The organism is Leclercia sp., from assembly GCF_036780805.1.
Lineage (GTDB): Bacteria > Pseudomonadota > Gammaproteobacteria > Enterobacterales > Enterobacteriaceae > Enterobacter.
This window is the reverse complement of record NZ_DAIQCE010000001.1, coordinates 1,258,411-1,281,157: the sequence shown is the minus strand read 5'-3', so window position 1 is coordinate 1,281,157 and position 22,747 is coordinate 1,258,411. Positions and strand designations below refer to the sequence as shown.

Genomic DNA, 22,747 nt, shown 5'->3' with positions numbered 1-22,747 from the left:
AGCTATAAGGTGCTTCCTGCCTGACAGAGTGTAGCAATTTTTTAACAAAAACATCCGCAGTGAGTTGATTGGGAATAAGTAACTCGGTAACATCCACGCTTTCGGATAAAGAAAATGTCTGTTACCGACTCACTTCTCGCTTTTTCTCTCGCTGCACTCCTGCTTACCCTCACGCCTGGCCTGGATACGGCACTCATTCTTCGTACTGCCTGTGCTGAAGGGGGTAAAAAGGCCTTTCAGGCTGCTCTGGGTATTGATACCGGCTGTTTCATCTGGGGAGCGCTGGTCGCGCTCGGTCTGGGGGCGCTGCTGGCAGTTTCAGAACTCGCTTATACAGCCCTAAAAATCTGCGGTGCGGCTTACCTGTGCTGGCTGGGCTTGCAACTACTGATGCGGCCACGATCTTCTTTCAGTCAGAACGCAGATAGTACGGCTGCCCACGGGAACTGGTTTGTCAAAGGCATGCTCGGTAACGTACTTAATCCGAAGATGGGCATTTTCTATGTCTCTTTTTTGCCCCAGTTTATCCCTGCCGGGCATTCACCTGTCATCTGGACATTTATCCTTGTCAGCATTCATGTCCTGAACGGCACCCTGTGGTCAGTGACGCTTATCATGTCCACCCGCTTTGCATCTGGAATCTTGAAAAGGCCCCGCGTCATCAGCGCCATGGATCGTGCTACCGGGGGACTCTTTTTATGTTTTGCCGCCAGACTTGCGTTCAGTAGCCGATAGGGGATTTTAGTGTCCCAGGCCGGGCAAGCGAAGCGCCCCCGGCAGGCCACACCGCTGGCGGGTTATAAAGATAATCCCATGATCCTGATGACGCTCTGCTGCGAAGCCGTCGTGAAAAGCGTACTTTTGATGTGCTCCATGCCCAGTTTGTTATAGAAATGACAAGCGCGTTCGTTCTGCTCAAGCACCTCCAGCCATAAAAATTTTGCACCCGTGTTCCGGGCGCGCGCTTTGATGGTTTCAAACATTAACTGACCATAGCCTTTACCTGTCTCAGCAGCGTCAAAATAGAGCTTGTTTAGCAGCGACCCTGAAATATCTGTGTCAGGGATTGTGCTTTCATCGGTCACTTTCGCAAAACCCATCGGGCGATCGGTCTCCGCCACATACCAGCACACACTGTGGTCTTGCAGACTCTGTTCAAGTACGGGGAGAAAATATTCACCGGCTAAATAATGGTTCATCTCCAATTCTGAATTCCACAGATGTGTGAAGTGGGCGCGATAGATATTGTCACCCAGTTCACTAAGTAACCTGGCATCCGCCAGGTTGGCTTGCCGCAGGTGTAATGTCATTCACTTCAATCCTTTCATCAGGCCTTCTCAATAATCAAAACCACAACATAGCTCCCCACTTATTCTGTTCCAATTAAAAAATCGCCAATTGAGGAAGACAGGCATTTTATAAAGGAGTCGCAGTACCTTTTTAACAAACGAGAGCAGACATTAAGCCGCGCTTTTCCGCGAAGTGCACCAGGTCAGCCCCCCCGCGCTCATCAGCAGAATCCCACTCATTGCAAAGGTGCTCTGCCAGCCCAGGTTATCGAACACCATGCCGCCCGCCGTCGAGCCCAGCGCAATCGAGAGCTGGATCACCGCCACCATCAGTCCGCCCCCGGCCTCTGCATCCTCGGGCAGGGTACGGGCGATCCAGGTCCACCATCCCGTCGGCGCCGCCGTTGCCAGCAGACCCCAGAACCCCAGCAGCAGCGCGACGATCCAGAGGCTGTGTCCGGTCAGAATTAACAGCCCGGCGATGGCCGCCATCAGCAGCGGAATCGCCATGAGCGTCAGATAAAACCGGGCGTTCAGGAAGAGGGCAACGATCAGCGTACCCACAAAACCTGCGATACCGATGGTGAGCAGGATCAGCGATAAGCCGGAAGCGCTGACGTGGGTCACGGTCTCGAGGAACGGACGCACATAGGTGAACAGCGCGAACTGACCCATAAAGAACAGACCGCAGGCCAGCAGGCCGACGGACACCACCGGCAGGCGGAACAGGCGAAAGACGCTCCCGCGTGAAGTCTGGCTTTTATTCCCCTTCATCTCGGGCAGGCTAAACCACTGCCAGATCAACGCCGCGACCGCCACCGGAACCAGGCACAGGAAGGCACCGCGCCAGCCGATGGTGGCCCCGAGATAGCTGCCGAGCGGGGCGGCGACGACCGTCGCCAGGGCGTTACCGCCGTTGAAAATCGCCAGCGCGCGGGAGACCTGATGCTGTGGCACCAGGCGCATGGCCGTCGCCGCTGACATTGACCAGAAGCCGCCGATGGCGATCCCAATCAGGGCGCGCCCGGCCATATAGACCAGATAGCTGGAGGCAAAGGCAATAATTAGCCCCGAGACCGCCATCAACGTCGTCATGCCCAGCAGAAGGGTTTTACGATTCATATTCCCGGCAATATGAGAAAGGCTCAGGCTGGTCAGAACCGCCAGCGCGCCGGAGATGGCAATCCCCTGGCCGGCCAGCCCCTCCGTCACGCCCAAATCGCTGGCAATGGGCGTCAGCAGACTCACCGGCATAAACTCCGAGGCAATCAGGACAAATACGCACAGGGTCATGGCAAAAATAGCGCCCCAGTACGCGCGTTCGTTACGTTGTGTGCTTTGGCTCAGTGTGGACATAGTCAGATTTCACAAAAGGGAAAAACAGGGCCACCTGTCAGGAACAGGTGGCAGAGAGGATTATTTCAGGCTGGTTTTGAAAAACTGCTCGAACTGCGCAAACGGGATCTTACCGGCAACGTTGTCGTACAGATCGACATGGTTAGCGCCCGGGACAATCACCAGCTCTTTCTGCTTGCTGCCGACGGCGTTGTACGCCTCTTCAGCAAAGTAGCGCGAGTGCGCCTTCTCACCGGTGACGATCAGCGTCGGGATGCGGATCTCTTTGGCGTAGCTCAGCAGCGGCATATTCATAAACGACAGCGGCATGGTCGCGGTCCAGGCCCCGGTAGAGTTCACGGAACGTTCGTGGAAGCCGCGCGGCACCCGGTAGTAATCAAAGAACTCTTTCAGCACCGGATGCGGGTCGGCTGGCAGCGCCTTCGGCAGAATGCGCTCCGCCGCGCTCACTTTGCCGTTCTGGTCGACGTTGAGATCGTGGCCGCCATGGGCGAAGGTGCCGTTTTCGGCATCCTTCCAGCGCTGTTCGTTCAGGTACTGCAGGACGGCATGACGATCGGCCGCAGAATAACGGTCTTTGCCATCGCCCACGCCGTGGCCCATCGCCCGGCTCATGTCGTACATCACGCTGGTGGCGACCGCTTTGACGCGGGTATCCATGGAGGCCGCGTTCAGCGCCATCCCGCCCCAGCCGCAGATGCCAAGGATGCCGATGCGGTTGCGATCAACCTCTTTCTGTAATCCCAGGAAATCCACCGCCGCGCTAAAGTCCTCGGTGTTGATATCCGGAGAGGCGACGTTACGCGGCTGGCCGCCACTTTCGCCGGTGTAGGAGGGGTCAAAGGCCAGCGTCACAAAGCCCTGTTCAGCCAGGGTCTGGGCATACAGTCCGCTGGACTGCTCTTTGACTGCGCCAAACGGCCCGCTGACCGCGATTGCCGCCAGCTTGCGATCGCCCCGGTCTTTCGGCAGGTAAAGATCGGCCACCAGGGTGATCCCGTAGCGGTTCGGGAAGGAGACCTTGCGGTGATCGACTTTGTCGCTCTCGGCGAAGGTCTTATCCCATTTCGCGCTCATCGACACGGGCGCGTTTGGATTGGTGGTATCTGCATAACTCATTGTTGTTACTCCACTTAAGGATGCGCACAGCAGCATCGCAGGTATGGCGGCTGTCAGTTTGCGGGTGAATGTTTTCATAAGAGGCACCGGGCTGTGTTGTTGTGTGGAGCCCAGTATAGTTAGCAGAAATAGTGCTGATTAGAGGCCGAAATCTGCTAGGATTCATATCATATTGTTATGAATAAGCCAGGGGAGAGGGCAATGGCGAAGCGGGAAAACTATAATGAGCTGTACCTGTTTATGCAGGTGGCGCGGGAGGGGAGCTTCACCGCTGCCGCGCAGCGGCTGGGGCTGGCCCAGTCGGGGATCAGCCGCTCGGTGCGCGACCTGGAAGAGCGGCTGGGCGTCCAGCTGCTGGTGCGCACCACCCGCAGGCTCTCATTGACCCAGGCGGGGGAGCAGCTCTACCACACCACCGAGTCCGGGTTTGATGCTCTCGATACCGGGCTTGCGACCCTGGCGCATTACCGTGAGACGCCCTCCGGTAGGGTACGGATCAATGCCAGCCAGCACGCCATCGATAAATGTCTGCTGCCCAAACTGGCGATATTTAAACAGCGCTACCCCGATATCCGGCTGGAGCTGATGAACGAGAGCCGTTTCGTTGACATCATCGCCGAGCGGTTCGATGCCGGTATTCGCCTGGGGCCTGAGGTGGGACAGGGGATGGTCGCGGTACGCATTACCCCCGACATGGAGATGGCGGTGGTTGGCACGCCCGATCATTTACGCCGCTATGGTTTTCCCCAGACGCCCGCGGATTTAGCCGCCCATCCCTGCATTGCCTATCAGTTTGCCGACGGCAGTCTTTATCACTGGGAGCTGGTTCAGGACGGCAAAAGCATCACCCATCGCCCGGAGGGGCAGTGGGCGCTGTCGGACAGCTATATGGAAGCCGAAGCCGCCCGGCTGGGACTGGGGCTGGCCTATGTACCGATCGAGCTGGTGGCGGACGATCTGGCGCGCGGCACGCTGATCAGGGTGTTGCAGCGCTACAGCCTGCGGATGGACGGGATGTTCCTCTACTATCCCCACCGCAACGTGTCGCCCGCTCTGAGAGCGGTGATTGATACGCTGAAAATCTGAGGTTTTTTGTAGGCCGGGCAAGCGCAGCGCCCCCGGCAAGCCCTTTCTGGAAGACGCCTCGCAAACCACAAAGTCACTCTGGGTCGATCCTCAGACGCTCTCTAAAAATGAAAGGTGCGAATGACAGAGTCATTCACATTTCAAGCGCCGCAAGAATAGAAGCTTCTATTTTTTCCGGCGTAGAAATCGGCGCAAAACGCTTGAGCGGTTTACCGTCGCGTCCAATCAGAAACTTAGTGAAGTTCCACTTGATCCGCCCGCCCAGCACGCCGGGCAATTCCTGTTTCAGGTAACGAAACACCGGGTGGGTTGCGGCACCGTTAACCTCCACCTTCTCGAACATCGGGAAGCTCACGCCGTAGTTAATCTGACAGGTCTGGGCAATGTCGTGGGCGTCGCCCGGTTCCTGCTTACCGAACTGGTTGCAGGGGAAACCCAGCACCACCAATCCCTGACCGGCGTACTTTTTGTAGAGCGTTTCAAGGCCAGCGTATTGCGGCGTGAAGCCACAATGGCTGGCTGTATTCACCACCAGAACCACCTTACCCGCATAGTCGGCCATCGAGATGGGCTCGCCACGCAGGCTGGTGGCCGTCAGTTGATGAAAGGTCGTCATGTCGGAAACCTCACTCCGCAACCAGCCACATATCGGCCTCGTCAAACATCTCTTCCAGCATGCGGTTCAGTTTCTCCCGATCGCTTTTACTGGCATCGCTGTTAAGGCCGTTGGCCTGCATCGGCTTCACCTTTACCTCGGCATCCGGAAAGATCCGGTGCACCCGGGTGGTCAGTTCAGCCAGGATGATCTCCCTTGCGCCTGGGAGCCCGGCAACATTTCTTTTGTCGTAAACCAGTTCAACGAACATCACACACCCTTAAATACTGTTTTAATGTACAGCATTCTTACTGCGGCAATGGCATCTGTCAACTGCCGTCCGCTATGCAGACGGCAGTGAGTGACGATCAGAACAAGACCGAGTAGTTCAGGCCGAAGGTACGACCACGACCTTTGTAGGTATAGAGGTTTTCCGCACCGTAGGTTGGGCTGTAGAGACCCGGTGCGCGCTGGCCCCATGCGGTAGTGTAGTCCTCATCCAGCAGGTTTTCGACGCTAAAGCTCAGCTTGCCCACCGGCAGAAGGTAACTGCCTAAGAAGTCAGCGGTGTTATAGCCATCAATGTGCTTACCGGCTTCATCAGACAAATCAAACGTCTGCGTACTTTGCAGGCGCAAGGTCCAGTCGCCCGGGGCCCAGGTCACCCATGCGCTCATCTTGGACGGGCTGGCGCTGTCTACCGTCAGCTTCTCCCATTTTCCGTCGACGCGGGTTTCTGATTTGATGATGTTGAAGTTTGTGCCGGTGCTCCACGCGCTGTCGGTGAAGAAATAATCCACCTGTCCTTCAACACCATAGATGCGACGCTCGTCATCTTCGACGTTGATGGTCATGTCGCTTTTGTTGATGTTGATGGTTTTGTCGGAGAGCGAATAGTAACCCGCAATCTGCGTGCGCAGGTTATCCCCGGTGTAACGCCAGCCCAGCTCGTAGGCATCAACCTTAATGCCGTCGAGTTTTGAGTCATTAACGTTAACGCTGTTGACCAGACGATAGTGGCCGTTGACCAGCTGATAGGTGCCGGAGCCGTAATATTTCGCCAGATCCGGGATCTCAAAGCCCTGGGAGAAGTTAAACCACAGCTGCTGACGCTCGGTCAGATGACCCAGGATACCGGCGTTAAACAGCAGGTTGTTGTAGTCAGTTTTCCCGCCCGGTACCGCGTCTGCCGAGGTGGCTTTGCCCGTGGCGATCCCCTGCTGTTGAGCGTAACCAATAAAGTCATCGACCTTGTTTTCAGTGTACTGATAGCGCACGCCGCCGCTCAGGGTGATGGCTGAGATGTCGTAGCTGGATTGCAGGAAGGGGGCGAGGTTGGTGATGCTATAGCTCGGGTAACGTCCAACGTTATAGGCGTTATCCAGCTTCATGCCGCCGCTGGCCGCCGCTTTGTTGAGGTCGAAAAATTGCTGATTGGCGTCGAAGGTTTCATGCTCGGCATCGATACCCCACGTCAGCGTCAGATCGTCCACGGGTTTGCTGTTGAGGGTCAGCTTGCCGCCGTAGAAATCGGTTTTTTGCTGCGATGCGCCAATGCTGGTGACCCGCCCGCCGGAAAGCGTGGGGAAGGGGTAGAACGTCAGACTCTCATCGCGATAGTAAATCTGGGCGAGCAGATCCTGGCCCCAGAAATCGGTATTGGCGTACTGCAGGTTGATCAGGTGGCGTTCAGTGCCCGGAATGCGGTCGGAGTCGAGATTATTTTTGTTATATGCTCTAGCAGAACCGGTTACTGCCGAGAAGTTCTCGCCAAGATACAGGCCATGCTTACCGTCGGATTCACTTTTGTAATACTGGATGGTGACCTGCAGCTGCTGATGATCGTCGATATTCAGCGTGCCGGTGCCCATCACGTCCAGACGGTCGGAGTATTGCAACCCGGTCTGGGTGTTATCAATGATCACCTCGTCGCCGTTGCCATCGTACCAGCCGCCAAAGCGCTGATACGCCACTGACAGGCGCCCTGAGGCGTTGTCGTTACCGCCGCTGACCGCCGCCGCGACGTTCTCGTCATTATCATTATGGCTGTTGAAGCCCGTTTTCATGCCGGTCTGGAACTCAACTTCCGTTTCCGGCTGGCCCTTTTTAGTGACGATATTGATTAGGCCGCCGGTACTGCCCCCGCCGTAGAGGGAAGTTGCGCCGGAGATCACTTCAATGCGCGAGATATTAAACGGATCGATTGAGTCCAGCTGGCGGCTGTCGCTGCGCGAGGAGTTTAACCGCACGCCATCGACCATCACCATCATTGAACGACCGCGCATATTCATACCGTAGTTGGTACGCCCCTGGCTGCTGACATCCATCCCGGGGATCAGCTGCGCCAGCACCTCTTTGAGCTCTTTACCGCCCTGAACCTGCTGCTCAATATCAGCCTGTTCAATGACCCAGGTGGTCTGCGCCATGTCGGTAATGCTGTGATTCGTGCGGCTGGCGGAGACCACCAGCGACTCTTCTTTTTGTCCTTCAGCCGAAGCATTAGCGGCTAACATCATTAACAAACAAGGATTTAAAGCCCAGAGGTAACGCGGTTTCATTATTGTGATCATCCTGATATTTCGTGGTGACGGTGGCGTGGAAGCCCCGTTTCGCAAGAACATCACCTTTGCGGGTGATAATGATTTTCAAGATGATATGTATTATCATTAAAATGTAAACAATTATTGCTAAGAAAACACCTGTCTAATCACATGATTTTAATAAGGTTTATTAGGAGGGTGGCGAAAGGGGTAAGACATTTTTTTCGTTATAAGAACAGATTTATTGTCTGATTTATCAATTATTTAACATTTTCTTTCCTCCTGTATGAGGATGCGATACTCTCACCAATGCGTTTGCTACCCTAAGGTTAAAAATGAAAAAAATAACGCCAGAATATACCCCTGTTGATTTATCGCGTTGGGCAAGGAAAGAGCACTTTGAGGTTTTTCAGTCATTTGCTCAAAGTACATTTAATCAGACCGTTCAGTTAGATATTACCGCGCTGATAAAACATATTAAGCAGGTTGGTTGGAAATTTTATCCGACCATCATTTTCCTTATTTCTAAAATCGTAAACAGCCACACGGAGTTCCGCATGGCCATGAAGAACGATGAACTGGTGATATGGGATGAGGTTTTTCCAAGCTATACCGTTTTCCATAATGAAACGGAGACCTTTTCATGTATCTGGAGTCAGTACGACGGCAATATTCACCACTTCCAGAACGTTTATTCAGAAGACACTGCACGCTATGGTAATAACCTGGCTTATTGGCCTAAAGGCGAGTCACCGGAAAATATCTTTTTCGTGTCGGGTATTCCCTGGGTCAGTTTTACCAGTTTTGATGTTAACGTGGCTAATATGAAAAACTTTTTTGCCCCGATGTTCACGCTGGGGAAATACTACAACCAGGAGGGGAAGGTCCTGTTGCCTTTCGCCGTTCAGGTTCATCATTCCGTGTGCGATGGGTTCCATGTGGCAAGGCTGATCAATGAGTTACAGGAGCTGTGTGATGACATTGAGCGACTTTCAGACGAGCACAATGCGTGATGCGTAAATCACTCTGAATAAACTATATTTTCGACAGGATAACGCAGGAGATAAATTTGCGCGTTCACACAGATCGATTGTCTCTTCGCCCGGTAATCTCATCCGACGCAGACTCTCTTTTCAACATTTATGGCGATCCCGCCACGAATACTTTTAATCCTGCCGGGCCTTATCCGGATAGTGATTATGCAAAAACGGTGCTGAATCGCTGGCTCGCCCACTGGCAAGCGCATGGGTTTGGGAACTGGGCAATTTCGTTAGTGGATCATCCTGAAAAAATTATCGGTTTTGGTGGGCTGACCATTCGTCGCTTTGACGATATTGTGATTAACAATCTTGGATATCGATTTTCCACCGATGCCTGGGGGAAGGGACTGGCCACAGAATTTGCCCGGTTCGCGATAAAATATGGATTCAATGATATTAAGCTGACCGAGATATCCGCTGTTGTCAGAGCGAATCATCTGACGTCGCAGAAGGTCCTTGAAAAAGCAGGATTGAGGTACATCCAGGAGATTTATGACGTCGAAGATGCACCTCCAAGCCTGATGTATTCACTGAGAATGGACGAGTGGTTGAGAAACGTGGTTTCACAGGACAGGTAAGCGAAGCATCCCCGGCAGCCCTTTCTGGACGACGTCACATAAACCTTAAGTAACCCGGTATAATTCGGGGAGATTCGGACATGGTATTTGGAATCTATAGGCTCTCTGCCTCTGGTGTTCCCTGATGGACTACCAGGTTCGCTCCGGGCAATTACTGTGAGGATAATCCCTTATTCAGATCGGCATACCCGTTTTAAGATCGAGCTTAAAAGATTCCCAGCCTCCTGGCGGGTCCCATTCTCCCATGCCAAGCACCGTATCATTCTCTATTGATGTAATGATCACGCCATCAATGGCGCACTGCCTGGATTTCCAGAGAATGCCCGCAGCAATATCCATCAGAAAAACGTGACAGTAAGTGGCGACCAGAACCCGATGATGTAGCCTGTCAGAGTGGATGTCAGGCACTGAGTAAATATGGCCAACATAATCACCTAGTGGATGGCTTTTGAACGCGTTTGTGGCCATGTCAAAAACATGAAAGTGGTCGCCACAAATGATTGCCACATGGGATTCATTCAGGAGAAATTCAGCAAAGGGGCTGGAAATAAGCCAGCCATCCTCATCTGCACGCACATATAACTGTAAAACCAGAATGGGCTCATCGTCGTTACTGATTAGCAGTCGCCGATCCTTTTCTCCATTAGAGCCAAAAGGATTGACGTCGATGATCGAAACACCTTTGGTTTCATCAACGGGCGTAGGCTGTTCAAGCCAGGTCGCTTGTAATGTCATTAAGCCTCCAAATTGTGAACAGCAGAAAAACTCATACTACTCCCCGCCATTCTCACGTTTTTCACTTCTGAAGAAACATGAGTGCTGTATTAGCAGTAGAAATTAGTTACCGCTTTTAATTTGCTTACAGGTATCCAGCCAACTGACTGTATCAATTTTGCCATTAGCAAGGTATTTTTGCTGATTCTGCCAGTGCGCGGCGAGAAATGGCTTAAGGCCTGAAAGGCGTTTGTTCAGCGTGAGCATTTGGTCGAAAACGGTCACTTCATGCTTCAGACTGTCCTGACCATAAAGCGTGGCTGAATCCACCAGGCTACTGGCGTAGTAACCGGTCAGCTGCTGCAGGCGGTCAGTTTGTTCGCCGAGTTTAGTTTTACGGATAGCACAGTTTTTGTCGCTGTCGTCTTTATCCTTGCACAGCAGTTCATAATTATGGTTCAGGAAGTCCAGGAAGCGGCCATCATCCTGCAATTTCGTGCACAGGAAGGAACCTAAATTCAGGCTGGCCCGGATCGATTGTGCTCGCTCTTCTTGCTGCTGCTGATTACTGGCGCGAAGCTGGTTTTCCAGATCCTTAAGTTTCTTTTTCAGTTCAGTGTCTTCAACGCCTGATGCCAGACTGCCCAGCGCTTTTGCAGTGTCTGTTGATTCTGCTTTTTTCTTATCCGCTCCGGTTTTATTTTCTCCGAGCGCGGCCCAGTTTTTCTCCAGTTCCTTTACGCGGTTGGTCGAGGTAATGGCCGGTGATACCAGCACCAGGCGCAGGCCCGTCGTTTTACTGGTGAATGGCTGAGCTTCATCGTAGTAGTTAATTTCTTTTCGGGTGGCGCTACGGATCTCAGACTCATTCGACATTACGCTGCCGCCGCGAACCACAAATCCGCCTGCCTGGCCATGAAGTCTGTTGATTTTATTCAGATAGAATGGGGTGAACATCATTTCCGAGACGTTGCCCAGCATATCATAGAGGCCGAGGGGATTAGGATTTAGCAGCCCGACAAGCTGCACTTTGCCATTAGAAGATTGTGAGCCGGAATACCACTCATAATTTTTCATGTCATCCATTGGATAATGGGAGTCGCGGAATTCCGCGCTATTCACCTTCAGTCCGCCACGCGCCGCAAATTCCCATTCGACTTCGGTAGGCAGGCGTAAAAATCCTGGATTACCATCTTCCTTCGGCAATTTTTCAAGGGCGTTACTGCGTAACCACTGATTATATTTATCGGCGAGGTTTACCGCATCGAACCAGCTAATATTGGTTTCCGCAATGCCCAACTTGCGCGAAGGGGTGGGGCAAGTACCGCTGGTTAATGCCTGATATTGCAGCGCCGTCAGTTCATATTTGGCCATCAGATAGTAACGGCCCTTATTTTTACTGGTCTCGGTAAAGCTGCCGGCGATAAAAGTCGGGTAGCTGTGTTCCACAAAGCCCCATTCCCCGCCATCTTCCCCTAAGGTGATCGGTAAATCATCCAGAGGGCCGGACACCGGGATCTCAATCCGACGGAAGACCATCGAGCCTTCGCAAGGCATGGGCAAAATAATATCTTCGCTATCCGGTTTTGGGTTATAGGTTTTCTCTGCCCAGGGTTCAGCCAGTACGGGGGACATCTTCACCAGCAGGGCAAGTGCCAGGCAGCGGGATAAGGTTGAAGGAGTAAAAGCCATGAACGATCTCCGGGACAAATAAATGCCATACGCAGTTAAATGGATAAGGGTCATACCTCGCGCAGGCTCTGCGCAGGTTCAATATTAATGGCGCGTAAGGCGCCGATGCCGGCGACCAGCGTCGCTACGACAATGGTCAACAGCAGGGCAATCAGACCGTGTAGCGGTGTGATCCTGCAAATCATCTGCCCCGTTGCCTGGCTACCGGCTAACGCCTGATTAAAGACCTGGCTGGCCAGCAGATAGATAGCGAAACCGCCCAGATAGGCCATAAGGCTGAGCAGGCAGCCCTGAATAATCACATAGGTTCCTACTGCCGGGCGGGTGAAACCGAGCAGACGTAAGACCGCGATATGTTTACGCTTGCGGTCGACATTGGCGATAAAGGAGCCAATAAGAGAGGCGATACAGCCAATCAGCGCCGTGGCGGCGATGGTGTTAAAAATAATGCCTAACACCCGATTGATGCTTTTTACATTCTCAATATCGGCCAGGCGACTGGTGGTTTCAATGCGCTGCGCCCTGAGGTCGTTCTCCAGGCTGGCAACATGATCGATATCCCGGGCATATAATCTGGCGCGCGCATATACCGACGGTTTACCGTTAAGCTGAGCGCCACTGGCGGCGCCGAGTTCAGTGACCGCATAGCCATCCCTGAAATGTTCAAGGGCCAGCAACAACGAGGGATGGGTAAAAATGGCAGCACGGTTGAAATATGTCGCGGGCAACACACCTACCACGGTAACGCTTATGCGGCCCCATTCCCGACGTTCGTCAAGCAGTCGACTGACCCGCATCGTCAGAGAATCACCCACACTTGCCGCCAGCTTTCGGGCTGCTTCCTGGGTGATAACCACCTCATTTACCTGATGAATTTCACGCTTGCCGAGTAAAGGATCTCCGGAACCTGTCGGAATAACTTCGGCATTTTCAATGAAATGGGTACTGTTTGTTTGCAGGTCGGCCAGCGTATTGAGCGAGCGCGTTTGCCCGATGGCAAAGCCAACATCAGGACGCTGCTGCAGCTGCGTAAGCCAGGACTGATCGTAGCTTCCGCTACTGAGCATCCGGATCTCAAGGTTACGGGGATCGTTTGCCAGATCGTTTTGTAACTGGTTCACAATTCCAAACCGCAGACCAAACAGGAGCAGCAAAGGCGCGATGACGGCGACGAGAGAAGAGACGATGCAAAAAGAGATAATCCGATCGTGCCACAGGTCTTGTAAGGCCAGGCGGGTTAACAGTCTGGTGCGATTAAAGGACAAAATAGGTTCCTTCCTTTTCGTGTTCCGCTGACGGGGTCAACGAATCGGTCCGGGCCGTTAAACAGGGTAAATTGAAGTGTTGAACCAGCGGCCAGTCGTGGCAAACAACCAGCGCCATCATGCCTTCCTGGCGGACTAACTCAATAAACAGACTGAATAATTTCTGCGCGTTGTGAGGATCAAGCGCCGCGGTGGGTTCATCTGCCAGCACCAGCGCAGGACGGTGTACTATCGCCCGCGCGAATGCGGTTCTCTGCCTTTCGCCAAACGATAGCTGGGTCGGATATTTAGCCAGTAGCGGCGTCAGTTTTAGCGCGTCGATAATCCGCTCCAGCATGGCGTTGTCGGCGGTGAGCCCCAACAACCGGCACGGCAGGAGAATATTATCTTTGACGTTCAGATAGGGCAGCAACCCGCCGTTTTGCAGCACAAAACCAAGCTGGCGGGCGCGAATAGCAGCCAGCTCGTTCTGCCGACCGCCAGTCAGCAACGCCGCAATGTCGAATTGCCTCGCGCCTTCGCTAAGCACAAATCGCCCGATTTTACGAGGCTGCAACAAGAGACCGATGGTCTCCAGTAAGGTGCTTTTACCACAGCCGCTTTCGCCCGTTACCGCCATCACCTGGCCTGGCCGCAGCCTAAGCTGCGGCAGGAATACCCGGTGAGGATTGCTGCCCTGACCACGTACAACGCACAAATCTTCAATGTGCAGCATCAGGGCATCATTTCCAGTGGGATCGGATAAACGCGATCGCGTGGGTCGCTGCCTTTCGCCAGTTCGACCCAGCGATCCACATCGGCGTTATATTTCTGGTAATGGCGCAGCTTGGACGACAGCGTGCGGATAAATTTCTCCTGCGACAATCCGTCCCAGCTTTTCCATGTCTCTTCGTCGAGGTTCAGCACATCGCTTTTATACGGAAGATCGGCCAGATATTCTCCCAGAACACCTAGATCGACGATCCGGGTATTGTCCTTCTGTTTCAGCTGGTTAGGGTCTGTACCCATGGTTGCCGCAACGGTACGTAACTGTTCAAACATTTTGGTTGGCGAGATCATTCCCTCATTTGCCGCTTTCAGGATCTGGCTGACAGCATCGCTTAAATCGCTGAGTTGTCCCTTGGTCAGAAGAACGCGGACGTCGGTGGTAGGGATGTTCTGTTTGATCAGATCGCGGTCACTGATCCAGGCCTGGAAAACTAACGGAGCCTGGGTACTGTTGCGTTTACCCAGATAAGCCAACTGCATGGCATGCCCTATTAGCGCAGTATCCTGAAGCAGCTTTTGTTCCGGGGTGAGTTTTTTCCCGTCTTCCTTCGCGTACAGAGCGCTGCCAATTGCGGCGTCCCCCATGTATGCCGATTTCACCTGCTCAGTAATCGCGGCGGCAAGCGCATCCACCTGCTGACCAAACATTTTGATATCACCCGCATTTACCGCCTGATAGAGATTGGATTGGGTGCTATCAAAGTTGGAGAGATCACGATACTGGCTCTCGGCCTTAGCATGGTTCTCTTTACCGCCTGGCGTTTTCAGGTGCAGCGTATAGATAGCAATGCCGCGGTTACCCGCCTCCAGACGTAGTTGACTGGCGTCAAGGCCGGAGCCTGACAGCTTGTCGCTACCCTCTATCGCGCCTGCATCGGTGATCAGAACCATGTAACGTGCCCCGAACGGACTCCAGTCAATGTCATCAATAGCGGACAGCACCCCCGAGTATGCATCTTCGTCATACAGCGAGCTCGACACCTTCGCTTCTTTAAGATCCGCAACCTTCTTCAGGAAATCCGGACCATCTTTAACATGATTAGGATCCGCATAAATCCTGGTACGATACTCAAGACCCGGTACAGCTTTGGTATTTGAACGATAAGAGATCAGGCCAAACTTGACCTGTCCATCCAGATGCTCGGCCTTGATTTTGTCATAGATTTTATTAACCGCTTCTTTGGTGCGCTCGATATACGGGCCCATCGAGATGGTCGAATCAACCACGAAGACCACCGAGGCGTTAAACCCTTTCAGCTGGTTTACGCTGTTTTCTTGCGTCGGCGCGGTCTCTGCTTTGCTGACAGAGGCCACGTTAAGCAGGCGGGTGTAGAAGCCATCTTCCGTCATGACCTCTTCACCGCTCAGGATGGGGAGTAGATAAAACTGTTTTTGCAGATCGACAAAATATTCAGGTTCCTCTGCCTGAATGCCTTCGGCGTGTCCATCCCGTTTCAGTTTGGCGCGCAGTGGCGCTACCAGCGAAACGGGATCGGGGGCGGAGAGAATATTATCAAGCGTTTGTTTTTCTTTGAAAAAAAGCAAGCGATCTCTATTTGCCGGGTTGGTAAATGCCAGCGTTAACTGCATTTTCCAGTCGACGGTGCACGACTTTGGCAACCAGCCGATGGTTTTACCATAGCTGTCTGGACCCACGTTGAGCCAGCTTTGACCCTTTGCCTCCTCCTTTTTATAAACATACAGGCTGCTAAAGGCAGGCTGTAGCTGCCCTTTATCATCACCTGCAGCTGTGCCGAGTTTACAGCCGGGTGTGGTGAGAACACGTTGGTATAAGGTTTTTTTCCCTTCCTGAAGCAGCGGCTTGTCGCCCTCGGCGGCAAAAACATGACCGCTAAGCAACAAACCGCACAAAGGCAGAACCAGACGACTAACGGGATTGCGGGTCATTTTCCTAACTCCTCCAGGCGCTGTTTAGCCGTTTGATTGTCGGGTTCCGTTTGCAATACGGTTTCATACCAGTAGGCTGCGGTATCTTTATCCGCCTCTTTGAAACATTCGTCTGGCTGGTGGAATTGAGGATCGTATTCACCCGCGTAGGCAAGGGCGATTTTGGTGTCGCCGCCCTGAGCCCGGTTAGCGTACAAACGCTGCGCCACGCCACATTTCTTCGCCTCTTTGGCGGCCTTAATGATGGCCAGCAGTTTGTCGCTGTCGAGTTTTTCCTGAACGCAGCTCTGGACAAAATCCAGCTCGTTAAGGCTGTTCAAACGATCTATCGAGCAGCCATGTTGTATCGCAGGTTCGGGGGCTGGCGCGGTAGCCGGAGTTTCATGCTGCGCTTGTACAGGCGGGACATTCTCCGGGGCTTTATCCCGACCGGCAAACCACCACAGAGCGCCAGCAATCACCACTAAGCCCAGCGCTGCCGCGCCAATCAATGGCAGACGGGATGAGCCGGATTTATGCTTTGGCTTCTTCCCAGAGTGGATAACCGGTGCGATGGGTTCAGGTTTAACCACGGGTTCTGCCGCGGGGGCAGGTGCGGCAGGGGCTTCTGGTGTTGTCAGCATACTGCTGCTGCTGTATTCCCCCGTTTCGCCTCTGGCCCCCGAAGAGAGAAGTTCATCACGGACCAGTTGTAGCGTGGTATTACGCGTTTCGCCTGACGGCAGTTTGATCTGAATCTGCACCTGGCTTGAGGCCGCCAGCAGCGGATCCAGCAAGGTTGGGCCAATACGAAAGCCGCTTCCGCTGGCAAGGGGGTAACCACCGTTCACGGTAAACCAGTGCGGTGCTGAGCTCCAGCTGGCATCAGGCTGCAGATAGTGCTGCGTATTGTTGCACAGCGTGAAGGTCAGGTCGGATAGTAGGGCGGTCTCACCACGCAGACGGACCATCAATTGTGCAGTACCCGGCGCTGCCGGCTGGCAGGCGATGATTTTAGCTAGCATGGCATGTTCTCTTGTTTCAGTTGGCTGATAATCTGGCCCAGTTGTCGGTTGTGTTCGTAGGAAATATCCCGAGTAGCGGTATGACCCGCATTGTCCAGTACCACGCTCATCAATGCGGAGAGCCAGTCTCCCAGATAGGCGAAACCAGGCGCTGGCGCGCTGGCGGCGAGTTGAGGCAGTTCATCGTTGGCGAGCTGCTTCTGACGCAGAAACACTTTGTTTTTCTCACCGATATAGCTGTTGGGAACCTTCTCCGGCGGCAGGGTGAGGTAGCCAAACCAGGCGATGAAATCACGCATTGCCAGATGAGCGCGCAGAACCTGACGGGCTCTCATCTGCTCGCGAGGGGTTTCAGCCTGTTCCTGACCGGCAAGGGCATGTTTCAATGTTCCTTCCAGATCCAAACGCGTACCCGCGGTGATCAGTTCCTCGCAAAGCTGATTGATCAGCGCATTGCTCATGCCAAGCTGACGCCACTGCGAAAGCTGTTGTGGCAGCTCTCGCAGGTGGGCCACCCAGGCTTTAAAGGCCTGATGGGCAAAATCATCATCCTGGCCTACGCGTTGCGGTGTGGTGGCTACGGGTGCCTCAACAACGGCAGTTTCAGCAGGCGTAGCCGCGAAGGGATCGCTGGCAAAAGGGTTATCGGCGAAGGGATTTCCACCAAAGGGGTTAGCAGCAAAAGCGTGAGTTGCCGGGCGTTCGTCCTCTGCTTGTGACTCAAGTTCACGGTCGCGAATACTCAGATAGATGTTATTCAGTGCCTGAGCGGGCAGAACCAGACGATCGATCATCTCTCCCATATTGTGGGAACAGGCAGACAATCCTTGCCAGAGCTCTTTGGCAATAGCCTGCTTTTTCACGATCTGCCCGTCACCGTCTTTTTCGTACCAGCGGCCAAGGCGCCGATCGCCCGTTTCCTTTCTGCACTGCTCAAGCTGTTGCTGTAAACGCTGGAGCTTGAAGTCCAGATGTGCGACGCCGCGCAACGCCTTCGTCAAACGTCCCATTCCACCGTCGTTTAGCTCAAGCATCGCCTGCCAGGCCGCTTTTGGCTCAGCAACGTGGCGCTGCACGTTTTTACCGCAGACAAAGGTATTGCCCATGGTGTCGAGCACGCCACGATAGTGTTCGGTAATAGCCACTTCCTGGAGTCGCTCCTGGCTGGGGTTGCCTTCCAGTTTCAGGAAGGGGTTATCCAGCCCCGGTTTGCGCACCAGGAAACAGTTATTGAAAGGCTGATTGGTGGACCACTGATCGAGCCAGTCGTAGTGTGAGAAGCGCTCCAGCAGGGTCATATGCAACATACCTTCCCAGCCTTCTTTTAACTGGCTTTCAGTATGTTGCAGGCTGTTGTTAATACGCATATCACACATAGTGATGGCCCAGAACAGGCCAGGTTTACTGCCCGCGCGCTCTTCAGCGCTCTTGCCTTGCGTTTTCTCTACCCAGCGGTTCAGTACCGGGCCAACATCAGCCACGTCGCTCTGTTTGGCGGAGCTGGCACAGACGACAAGCGCATTCATCTCCTGATTATCGGTGTAGCGCTCGAACAGGTAAGCGACTTTGCCACGAAGCAGCAGTTGCGAAATCGCATTAAGACCCTCTCTGCCAGCCTGTTCCAGGGCGGTGATTTTCAGACGGCCGCGATATCCCGGAAAGTCGAGCAAATCGACCTGTTCCACGATGCTGTTAGTTTCGACTTCCGCCAGCGGAAAAATCAGCTCGGTGGTTAAGGCAGCCAGCTCAGCCTGAGTCAGGCTGGCGCTACCCATTTGTTGCTCCTCTTTCCAGTAGCGAATCTCAACGTTGCGGTCCTGGTGAGATCCCAGCCGGTTAAGGCTATCAACGTTCATGATACTGCCGCTGCTGTGGTCGGTAAGCGTTTCGAGCGGGGCAAATACCATCCGCGCATGATTAAGCTTCGCCAGTACGCTGGCTAAGGAACGGTAAGTCTCCGTGAGCCCTGGCTGCTCTCCCCACAGTAAAGAAAAGAGTTCAGCGCGTTCATGTGGGTTCAGCGCAGGGGCGATTTTCAACACCTGTGGCCAATAAGCGTGTTCTAACTGCTCCACTGACTTTTTAAAGGAGGCGGTAAGATAATCCCACAGGGCCACGACATCTTCCTTGCTAACGCCGTTGTAACCTTGACCCTGAACCGCACGCTGCAGGAAAGGACGCAGGCGCTCTTCGATCCGGCCCTGATCCAGCTGGTAGCTCAATTGCTCATGGTTAAAGTCGTTAAACCAGGCGTTCGCCAGAATCTTGGCCAGATCGATCTCACTGAACAGACGCAATGGCACCGGGTAACCGGCAGGGGCGGCAGGGGCCTGGCGGGTAAAGCGAGTGACCAGACCAGTGGCCTCTTTTCCTCCGCCTACCGGATTCACCTCTTTGATAAAGTCGACGCGCTTTTCGCCATAGCGAGCTTCCAGCGAACCGTTACTGCCCGCAGCCAGCGCTGAAATAAGATATGACTTCCCGGCCTGAGAGATGCCGAAAAAGCCGACGGTCATTGGCGTTCTGGCAACCTGAGTCAGGCTGATGGCCTGATTACGTGTACGAAGCAAATTCAGGCTGAGTTGATCGGCTTCGTTGTCCAGTCGGCGCGATCCGGTGCGCACGCTATCGACCCAATCCAGTCCGTCCAGACAACCCTGAGCGATAGCTGCCCAGCCCTGAGTGAGAGATTTCTGCTCGCTATTCATTATTTTTTTACACTCCCGCTGTCGAGCCAGTGTCGGCTATCAATGAGCCCTCTGTCGGGCATAGTATTGAGTTCCAGTTCTAAATCGCGTTTGCTAAACGACTTATCGGTGTTGCTGCTGACATCGGCAATCGTCAGGCGATCGCTAATCAGTCCGAGTTGATGAGCGCGCTTGCCTTTGTCTATCGTCAGTCTGACTTTGAGGTACGGAGAGCCGTTATCCGTAGAGAGGGCAGCGGAGAATTTTTTACGTCCCTCTTCGCTAAAACGAAGGGTGTAGAGCGGAGCCGCAGTCCAGCGTTCAGCATCAAGTTGACGATAACCTAAGCGCAGGTCGCCACGCATAATGAGGCTTTGCGTGGTCTTTTCACCCTTTTCGTCGATGATGGCTGGCAGTGTGATCTGCCCATTTTCAGATTCGATATGCCGATAAACGATGTCGGCGTCGCGAATCAGGTTGTCCATATCAATGGTGCCAATATGGCGAATCGTTGAATAAGGTTTCAACGCCGAGGTACGGAAATGGAAATTCGGGATACTGTGGTTGGCGCATAACTGCGTGAGCATGGCACCCACGGAGGCCGTACTTTTCGGATCGTCGATATATCCATTTTTATGGAACGGGTACCAGGTGCCGGTCTGATAGCCATGCAAGGGCAAAATACGTCCCGGAGGCAACGGGATGTTACGGCGAATAATCGCCTGAATCCCCGATAGCTGGGATGGACGACCGGTCAGCAGCAGCATGTCGCAATGATAACAAGCCAGTACTTCACAGAGTGAAGTCAGGACTTTATCGATGTTGAACTTACCTGCGCAGAAATCGTTATGCACTTTGGCTAGCGGAAGACTCAGCATAATCTCCGCCAGTTTGAAATGAGGGGAGCCCCCGGCTTTCAGCACTTCGCGCCGAACAAATCCTTCTACCTCCTCCCGAATACAACCGGCAGGTAGCAGGTCGCCGACACGTTGGTTAATCTGAATATGCGTTTGTTCATCCAGCGGATCGTATTGCTCATAGGTGCCAAGGATATGCAGCGCGAGTGGAACGAACAGTTGCAGGCTGAGCTGTTGGCGCAGAACGGCTTCGGCCGCGCTAATGTTCTGCGAGCCGCACAGTTGGGACATCAGCGTTTCCGTGGATGCAACCCCTGCATCACGCAGCGCCTGGTCAAAAGCGGGAAGAACATAAGACTGAATGACATCCAGCAAAATATCATCGCCTGCGATCTTAAAGCTGTCGCGAAAACGCTGGTGAGGGATGATATGTACATTGGTGCCGCCACCTGTGTGGCCATTATGATCAAGACGGTAATCACTGATCACCAGATCGGTTGTCCCGCCACCAATGTCGATTGACGCGATGGTAATACTTTGGCGATCTGCTCGGTCAGGTCGGCCAATGGCATCAAAAAACTCTTCCGGGTGACCGGCAAAGTTCTGATTAATCTCTGTGTAGAGGTAAACCAGCTGCGCGCAGGACGCTTCGTCCCATTCGACTCTGATTTCAGGCAATGGGATCTTGATATTGCCCTGAGTGCGTTCGTCCTGCTCATCCTCATAGGGCTCGTTTTCGCCATTGTGCCAGCGCAGTGATTTCCAGACCAGACCAACGGCCTGGCGCATACGTGCGTCAAGGATGCAGCGCTCAGCCATCGGCATACCGGGTGGCACGGTGAGAATAATATGGCGCAGCTGACGCGGGATACCTGCATGCCCCTGACGAATACGCTGCTCCGGGCTGTTAATCTGGCTAATAGCCTGGGTCAACACCTCGGCCAGCATGAAGGTCATCAGCGAGCTGCGTGAATAGCGCGGTGTAAACACCGGGATGCGATCCATCTCATCTTCAATAGTGTGAAGCGCCTCGCCCCGTTCATCGATCAGGTTAGCAAATGGCGCAGCAGTGGCGAGCGGATTGCTGTCCTGCACGTAGCTGCCGTTAAAACGCCAGCCCTGACCATAAAACTTCTCATCCCATAGATAGCGTTTAGGGCTGGATAAGCCGGTTGAGCCTTCGCTACCCTTACGGCGAGCCGCTAAACGGCTGGCTTCGCCGCCAATACGGGCGATAGTTGGCCACTGGAACGCATCATGGCGACCGCTGCGCACAGAGCAGTGATCTTTGCCGAAGAAGGCTTGTGAAAACTCGACCCGGCTTTCAAAGGGATCGGTATAGACCTGTTCCGGTGCGCTGAGATCGCGTAATTTCAACACATAGTTATGCCGCAGGCCCGACCCCGACTGCCCATGATCCTCAATAAGAATGCCGCAGGTGCGTGAATTACCGACGTCAAGGATGAGATCGACGTCGATGGGTTTGATGGCGTTGGTTTCCCGGTTAGCAATGATCCTGAGCTGCGGTAACTCAATGACGGGCGCCGTCTGGGTTTGCAGGCCTTCAACCGGGATCGCCATTAATGACAGGAGGTTGAGGTAATGCGCTTGGGGATACTGTTGCGTAAGTTCCTGTTCACGCTCGTCGATATCCCGGCCTTTGCTTGCCTCTTTAAATACTTCGTTGAGCCAGTCGGTGATCCAGTCCTGGGTCAGGTACCAGTTAAGAGCATATGTTGCCGTTGCGACGGCAAAGGTCGCGCCCGCGTTCACATCCTCCTCGTTCGGGCTGAGGTCAGCGGCTGCATGCTGCCGGGCCATAATGCGCGTGTCGATAGCCACCGTCATACGATGGCTATGCCCGTCCAGATCCGGCTCCGGGAGTTTGACTAAACGGAAGCGCGCCCAGTTCAGGGGCCCTTCTTGATACACATTAGGCGGGCTAAAGCGCAGTAAAGGCAGGGGTAGCCAGATACCATCTAAAAGCTTAAGACTTTGCTCAACCGGAATGTCGTACTGGCTTTTTGCTTTCTCAATATTGTCAGGGCCAGGCTGATAAAAATAGTAATCGCGCTGCTCGTTGTAGATCAAACGCGTCAGTACGCCGTTTGCTAATTTAACAAACTCACCTGCAGGCAGACGGCCAGGGGACAAACCAAAATCCATAAACTGAATCCCGGAATCTCCCACCAGGGTAATTTGACGATCAAAAGATACAATCTCAGGCAACATAGTTATCTCGTCCCTGT

General features: G+C 53.6%; 18 protein-coding genes. 4 read left to right on the top strand and 14 right to left on the bottom strand.

All coding sequences use genetic code 11. From position 1 onward, the window contains the following. The first annotated feature begins 114 nt into the window (after positions 1-114). Positions 115-735: a LysE family translocator gene (locus tag V7Q49_RS05970; RefSeq protein WP_333849821.1), complete on the top strand. Its 621-nt coding sequence runs from the start codon at positions 115-117 to the stop codon at positions 733-735. Between the two features lie 62 nt (positions 736-797). Here V7Q49_RS05970 and V7Q49_RS05965 read toward each other — a convergent pair whose 3' ends face one another. The 3 genes from V7Q49_RS05965 to V7Q49_RS05955 form a co-directional block, all read right to left on the bottom strand. Beyond that, positions 798-1,310: a GNAT family N-acetyltransferase gene (locus tag V7Q49_RS05965; RefSeq protein WP_333849820.1), complete on the bottom strand. Its 513-nt coding sequence runs from the start codon at positions 1,308-1,310 to the stop codon at positions 798-800. Positions 1,311-1,460: 150 nt separating this feature from the next. Next, positions 1,461-2,645 (bottom strand): MFS transporter, encoded by a 1,185-nt coding sequence (locus tag V7Q49_RS05960; RefSeq protein WP_333849819.1) that lies wholly within the window; start codon positions 2,643-2,645, stop codon positions 1,461-1,463. A 60-nt stretch (positions 2,646-2,705) separates the two neighbouring features. Further along, entirely contained in the window at positions 2,706-3,842 is a 1,137-nt protein-coding gene (locus V7Q49_RS05955) for an alpha/beta hydrolase (protein ID WP_333849818.1), read from the bottom strand. Positions 3,843-3,965: 123 nt separating this feature from the next. On the opposite strand from V7Q49_RS05955, the gene V7Q49_RS05950 reads away from it, so the two are divergent. Continuing rightward, on the top strand, positions 3,966-4,850 hold the full coding sequence (locus tag V7Q49_RS05950; RefSeq protein ID WP_333849817.1) for a LysR family transcriptional regulator: 885 nt from the start codon (positions 3,966-3,968) through the stop codon (positions 4,848-4,850). Between the two features lie 133 nt (positions 4,851-4,983). On the opposite strand, the gene V7Q49_RS05945 is transcribed toward V7Q49_RS05950, so the two are convergent. From V7Q49_RS05945 to V7Q49_RS05935, 3 genes are all read right to left on the bottom strand, one after another. After that, positions 4,984-5,466: a glutathione peroxidase gene (locus tag V7Q49_RS05945; RefSeq protein WP_333849816.1), complete on the bottom strand. Its 483-nt coding sequence runs from the start codon at positions 5,464-5,466 to the stop codon at positions 4,984-4,986. 10 nt (positions 5,467-5,476) lie between these two features. Continuing rightward, positions 5,477-5,716: a DinI family protein gene (locus tag V7Q49_RS05940; RefSeq protein ID WP_106993802.1), complete on the bottom strand. Its 240-nt coding sequence runs from the start codon at positions 5,714-5,716 to the stop codon at positions 5,477-5,479. 97 nt (positions 5,717-5,813) lie between these two features. Then, positions 5,814-8,003, bottom strand: a complete 2,190-nt coding sequence (locus V7Q49_RS05935) for a TonB-dependent siderophore receptor (protein WP_333849815.1) — start codon at positions 8,001-8,003, stop codon at positions 5,814-5,816. Between the two features lie 317 nt (positions 8,004-8,320). On the opposite strand from V7Q49_RS05935, the gene catA reads away from it, so the two are divergent. Together catA and V7Q49_RS05925 are read left to right on the top strand one after the other, a co-directional pair. After that, positions 8,321-8,998: a type A chloramphenicol O-acetyltransferase gene (gene catA / locus V7Q49_RS05930; protein ID WP_333849814.1), complete on the top strand. Its 678-nt coding sequence runs from the start codon at positions 8,321-8,323 to the stop codon at positions 8,996-8,998. 56 nt (positions 8,999-9,054) lie between these two features. Next, entirely contained in the window at positions 9,055-9,603 is a 549-nt protein-coding gene (locus V7Q49_RS05925; protein WP_333849813.1) for a GNAT family N-acetyltransferase, read from the top strand. 174 nt (positions 9,604-9,777) lie between these two features. On the opposite strand, the gene V7Q49_RS05920 is transcribed toward V7Q49_RS05925, so the two are convergent. The 8 genes from V7Q49_RS05920 to V7Q49_RS05885 form a co-directional block, all read right to left on the bottom strand. After that, positions 9,778-10,338, bottom strand: a complete 561-nt coding sequence (locus V7Q49_RS05920; protein ID WP_333849812.1) for a hypothetical protein — start codon at positions 10,336-10,338, stop codon at positions 9,778-9,780. Between the two features lie 102 nt (positions 10,339-10,440). Then, positions 10,441-12,009, bottom strand: a complete 1,569-nt coding sequence (locus V7Q49_RS05915; RefSeq protein WP_333849811.1) for a formylglycine-generating enzyme family protein — start codon at positions 12,007-12,009, stop codon at positions 10,441-10,443. Positions 12,010-12,059: 50 nt separating this feature from the next. Continuing rightward, complete coding sequence (locus V7Q49_RS05910; protein WP_333849810.1) at positions 12,060-13,274, bottom strand: ABC transporter permease; 1,215 nt, start codon at positions 13,272-13,274, stop codon at positions 12,060-12,062. Then, a complete protein-coding gene (locus tag V7Q49_RS05905; RefSeq protein WP_333849809.1) occupies positions 13,264-13,989 on the bottom strand; it encodes an ABC transporter ATP-binding protein in 726 nt (241 codons plus the stop codon). The genes V7Q49_RS05910 and V7Q49_RS05905 overlap by 11 nt, the downstream gene beginning before the upstream one ends. Continuing rightward, positions 13,989-15,950 (bottom strand): vWA domain-containing protein, encoded by a 1,962-nt coding sequence (locus V7Q49_RS05900; RefSeq protein WP_333849808.1) that lies wholly within the window; start codon positions 15,948-15,950, stop codon positions 13,989-13,991. The genes V7Q49_RS05905 and V7Q49_RS05900 overlap by 1 nt, the downstream gene beginning before the upstream one ends. After that, positions 15,947-16,954: a hypothetical protein gene (locus V7Q49_RS05895; protein WP_333849807.1), complete on the bottom strand. Its 1,008-nt coding sequence runs from the start codon at positions 16,952-16,954 to the stop codon at positions 15,947-15,949. The genes V7Q49_RS05900 and V7Q49_RS05895 overlap by 4 nt, the downstream gene beginning before the upstream one ends. Beyond that, positions 16,948-19,662 carry a virulence factor SrfC family protein gene (locus V7Q49_RS05890; RefSeq protein WP_333849806.1) on the bottom strand — a complete coding sequence of 905 codons (2,715 nt, stop codon included), beginning with the start codon at positions 19,660-19,662 and terminating at the stop codon, positions 16,948-16,950. Before V7Q49_RS05890 ends, V7Q49_RS05895 begins: the two co-directional genes overlap by 7 nt. Then, positions 19,662-22,730, bottom strand: a complete 3,069-nt coding sequence (locus V7Q49_RS05885; protein WP_333849805.1) for a virulence factor SrfB — start codon at positions 22,728-22,730, stop codon at positions 19,662-19,664. Before V7Q49_RS05885 ends, V7Q49_RS05890 begins: the two co-directional genes overlap by 1 nt. Positions 22,731-22,747 lie beyond the last annotated feature (17 nt).

Excerpts from the sequence above, each read along its gene's own strand:
- V7Q49_RS05955 (WP_333849818.1), bottom strand. The coding sequence starts at position 3,842 with ATGAAAACATTCACCCGCAAACTGACAGCCGCCATACCTGCGATGCTG.
- V7Q49_RS05965 (WP_333849820.1), bottom strand. The coding sequence starts at position 1,310 with ATGACATTACACCTGCGGCAAGCCAACCTGGCGGATGCCAGGTTACTT.
- V7Q49_RS05895 (WP_333849807.1), bottom strand. The coding sequence starts at position 16,954 with ATGCTAGCTAAAATCATCGCCTGCCAGCCGGCAGCGCCGGGTACTGCA.
- V7Q49_RS05940 (WP_106993802.1), bottom strand. The coding sequence starts at position 5,716 with ATGTTCGTTGAACTGGTTTACGACAAAAGAAATGTTGCCGGGCTCCCA.
- V7Q49_RS05950 (WP_333849817.1), top strand. The coding sequence starts at position 3,966 with ATGGCGAAGCGGGAAAACTATAATGAGCTGTACCTGTTTATGCAGGTG.
- V7Q49_RS05970 (WP_333849821.1), top strand. The coding sequence starts at position 115 with ATGTCTGTTACCGACTCACTTCTCGCTTTTTCTCTCGCTGCACTCCTG.
- V7Q49_RS05935 (WP_333849815.1), bottom strand. The coding sequence starts at position 8,003 with ATGAAACCGCGTTACCTCTGGGCTTTAAATCCTTGTTTGTTAATGATG.
- V7Q49_RS05920 (WP_333849812.1), bottom strand. The coding sequence starts at position 10,338 with ATGACATTACAAGCGACCTGGCTTGAACAGCCTACGCCCGTTGATGAA.
- V7Q49_RS05915 (WP_333849811.1), bottom strand. The coding sequence starts at position 12,009 with ATGGCTTTTACTCCTTCAACCTTATCCCGCTGCCTGGCACTTGCCCTG.
- V7Q49_RS05945 (WP_333849816.1), bottom strand. The coding sequence starts at position 5,466 with ATGACGACCTTTCATCAACTGACGGCCACCAGCCTGCGTGGCGAGCCC.
- V7Q49_RS05900 (WP_333849808.1), bottom strand. The coding sequence starts at position 15,950 with ATGACCCGCAATCCCGTTAGTCGTCTGGTTCTGCCTTTGTGCGGTTTG.
- V7Q49_RS05885 (WP_333849805.1), bottom strand. The coding sequence starts at position 22,730 with ATGTTGCCTGAGATTGTATCTTTTGATCGTCAAATTACCCTGGTGGGA.
- V7Q49_RS05960 (WP_333849819.1), bottom strand. The coding sequence starts at position 2,645 with ATGTCCACACTGAGCCAAAGCACACAACGTAACGAACGCGCGTACTGG.
- V7Q49_RS05890 (WP_333849806.1), bottom strand. The coding sequence starts at position 19,662 with ATGAATAGCGAGCAGAAATCTCTCACTCAGGGCTGGGCAGCTATCGCT.
- V7Q49_RS05905 (WP_333849809.1), bottom strand. The coding sequence starts at position 13,989 with ATGCTGCACATTGAAGATTTGTGCGTTGTACGTGGTCAGGGCAGCAAT.
- catA (WP_333849814.1), top strand. The coding sequence starts at position 8,321 with ATGAAAAAAATAACGCCAGAATATACCCCTGTTGATTTATCGCGTTGG.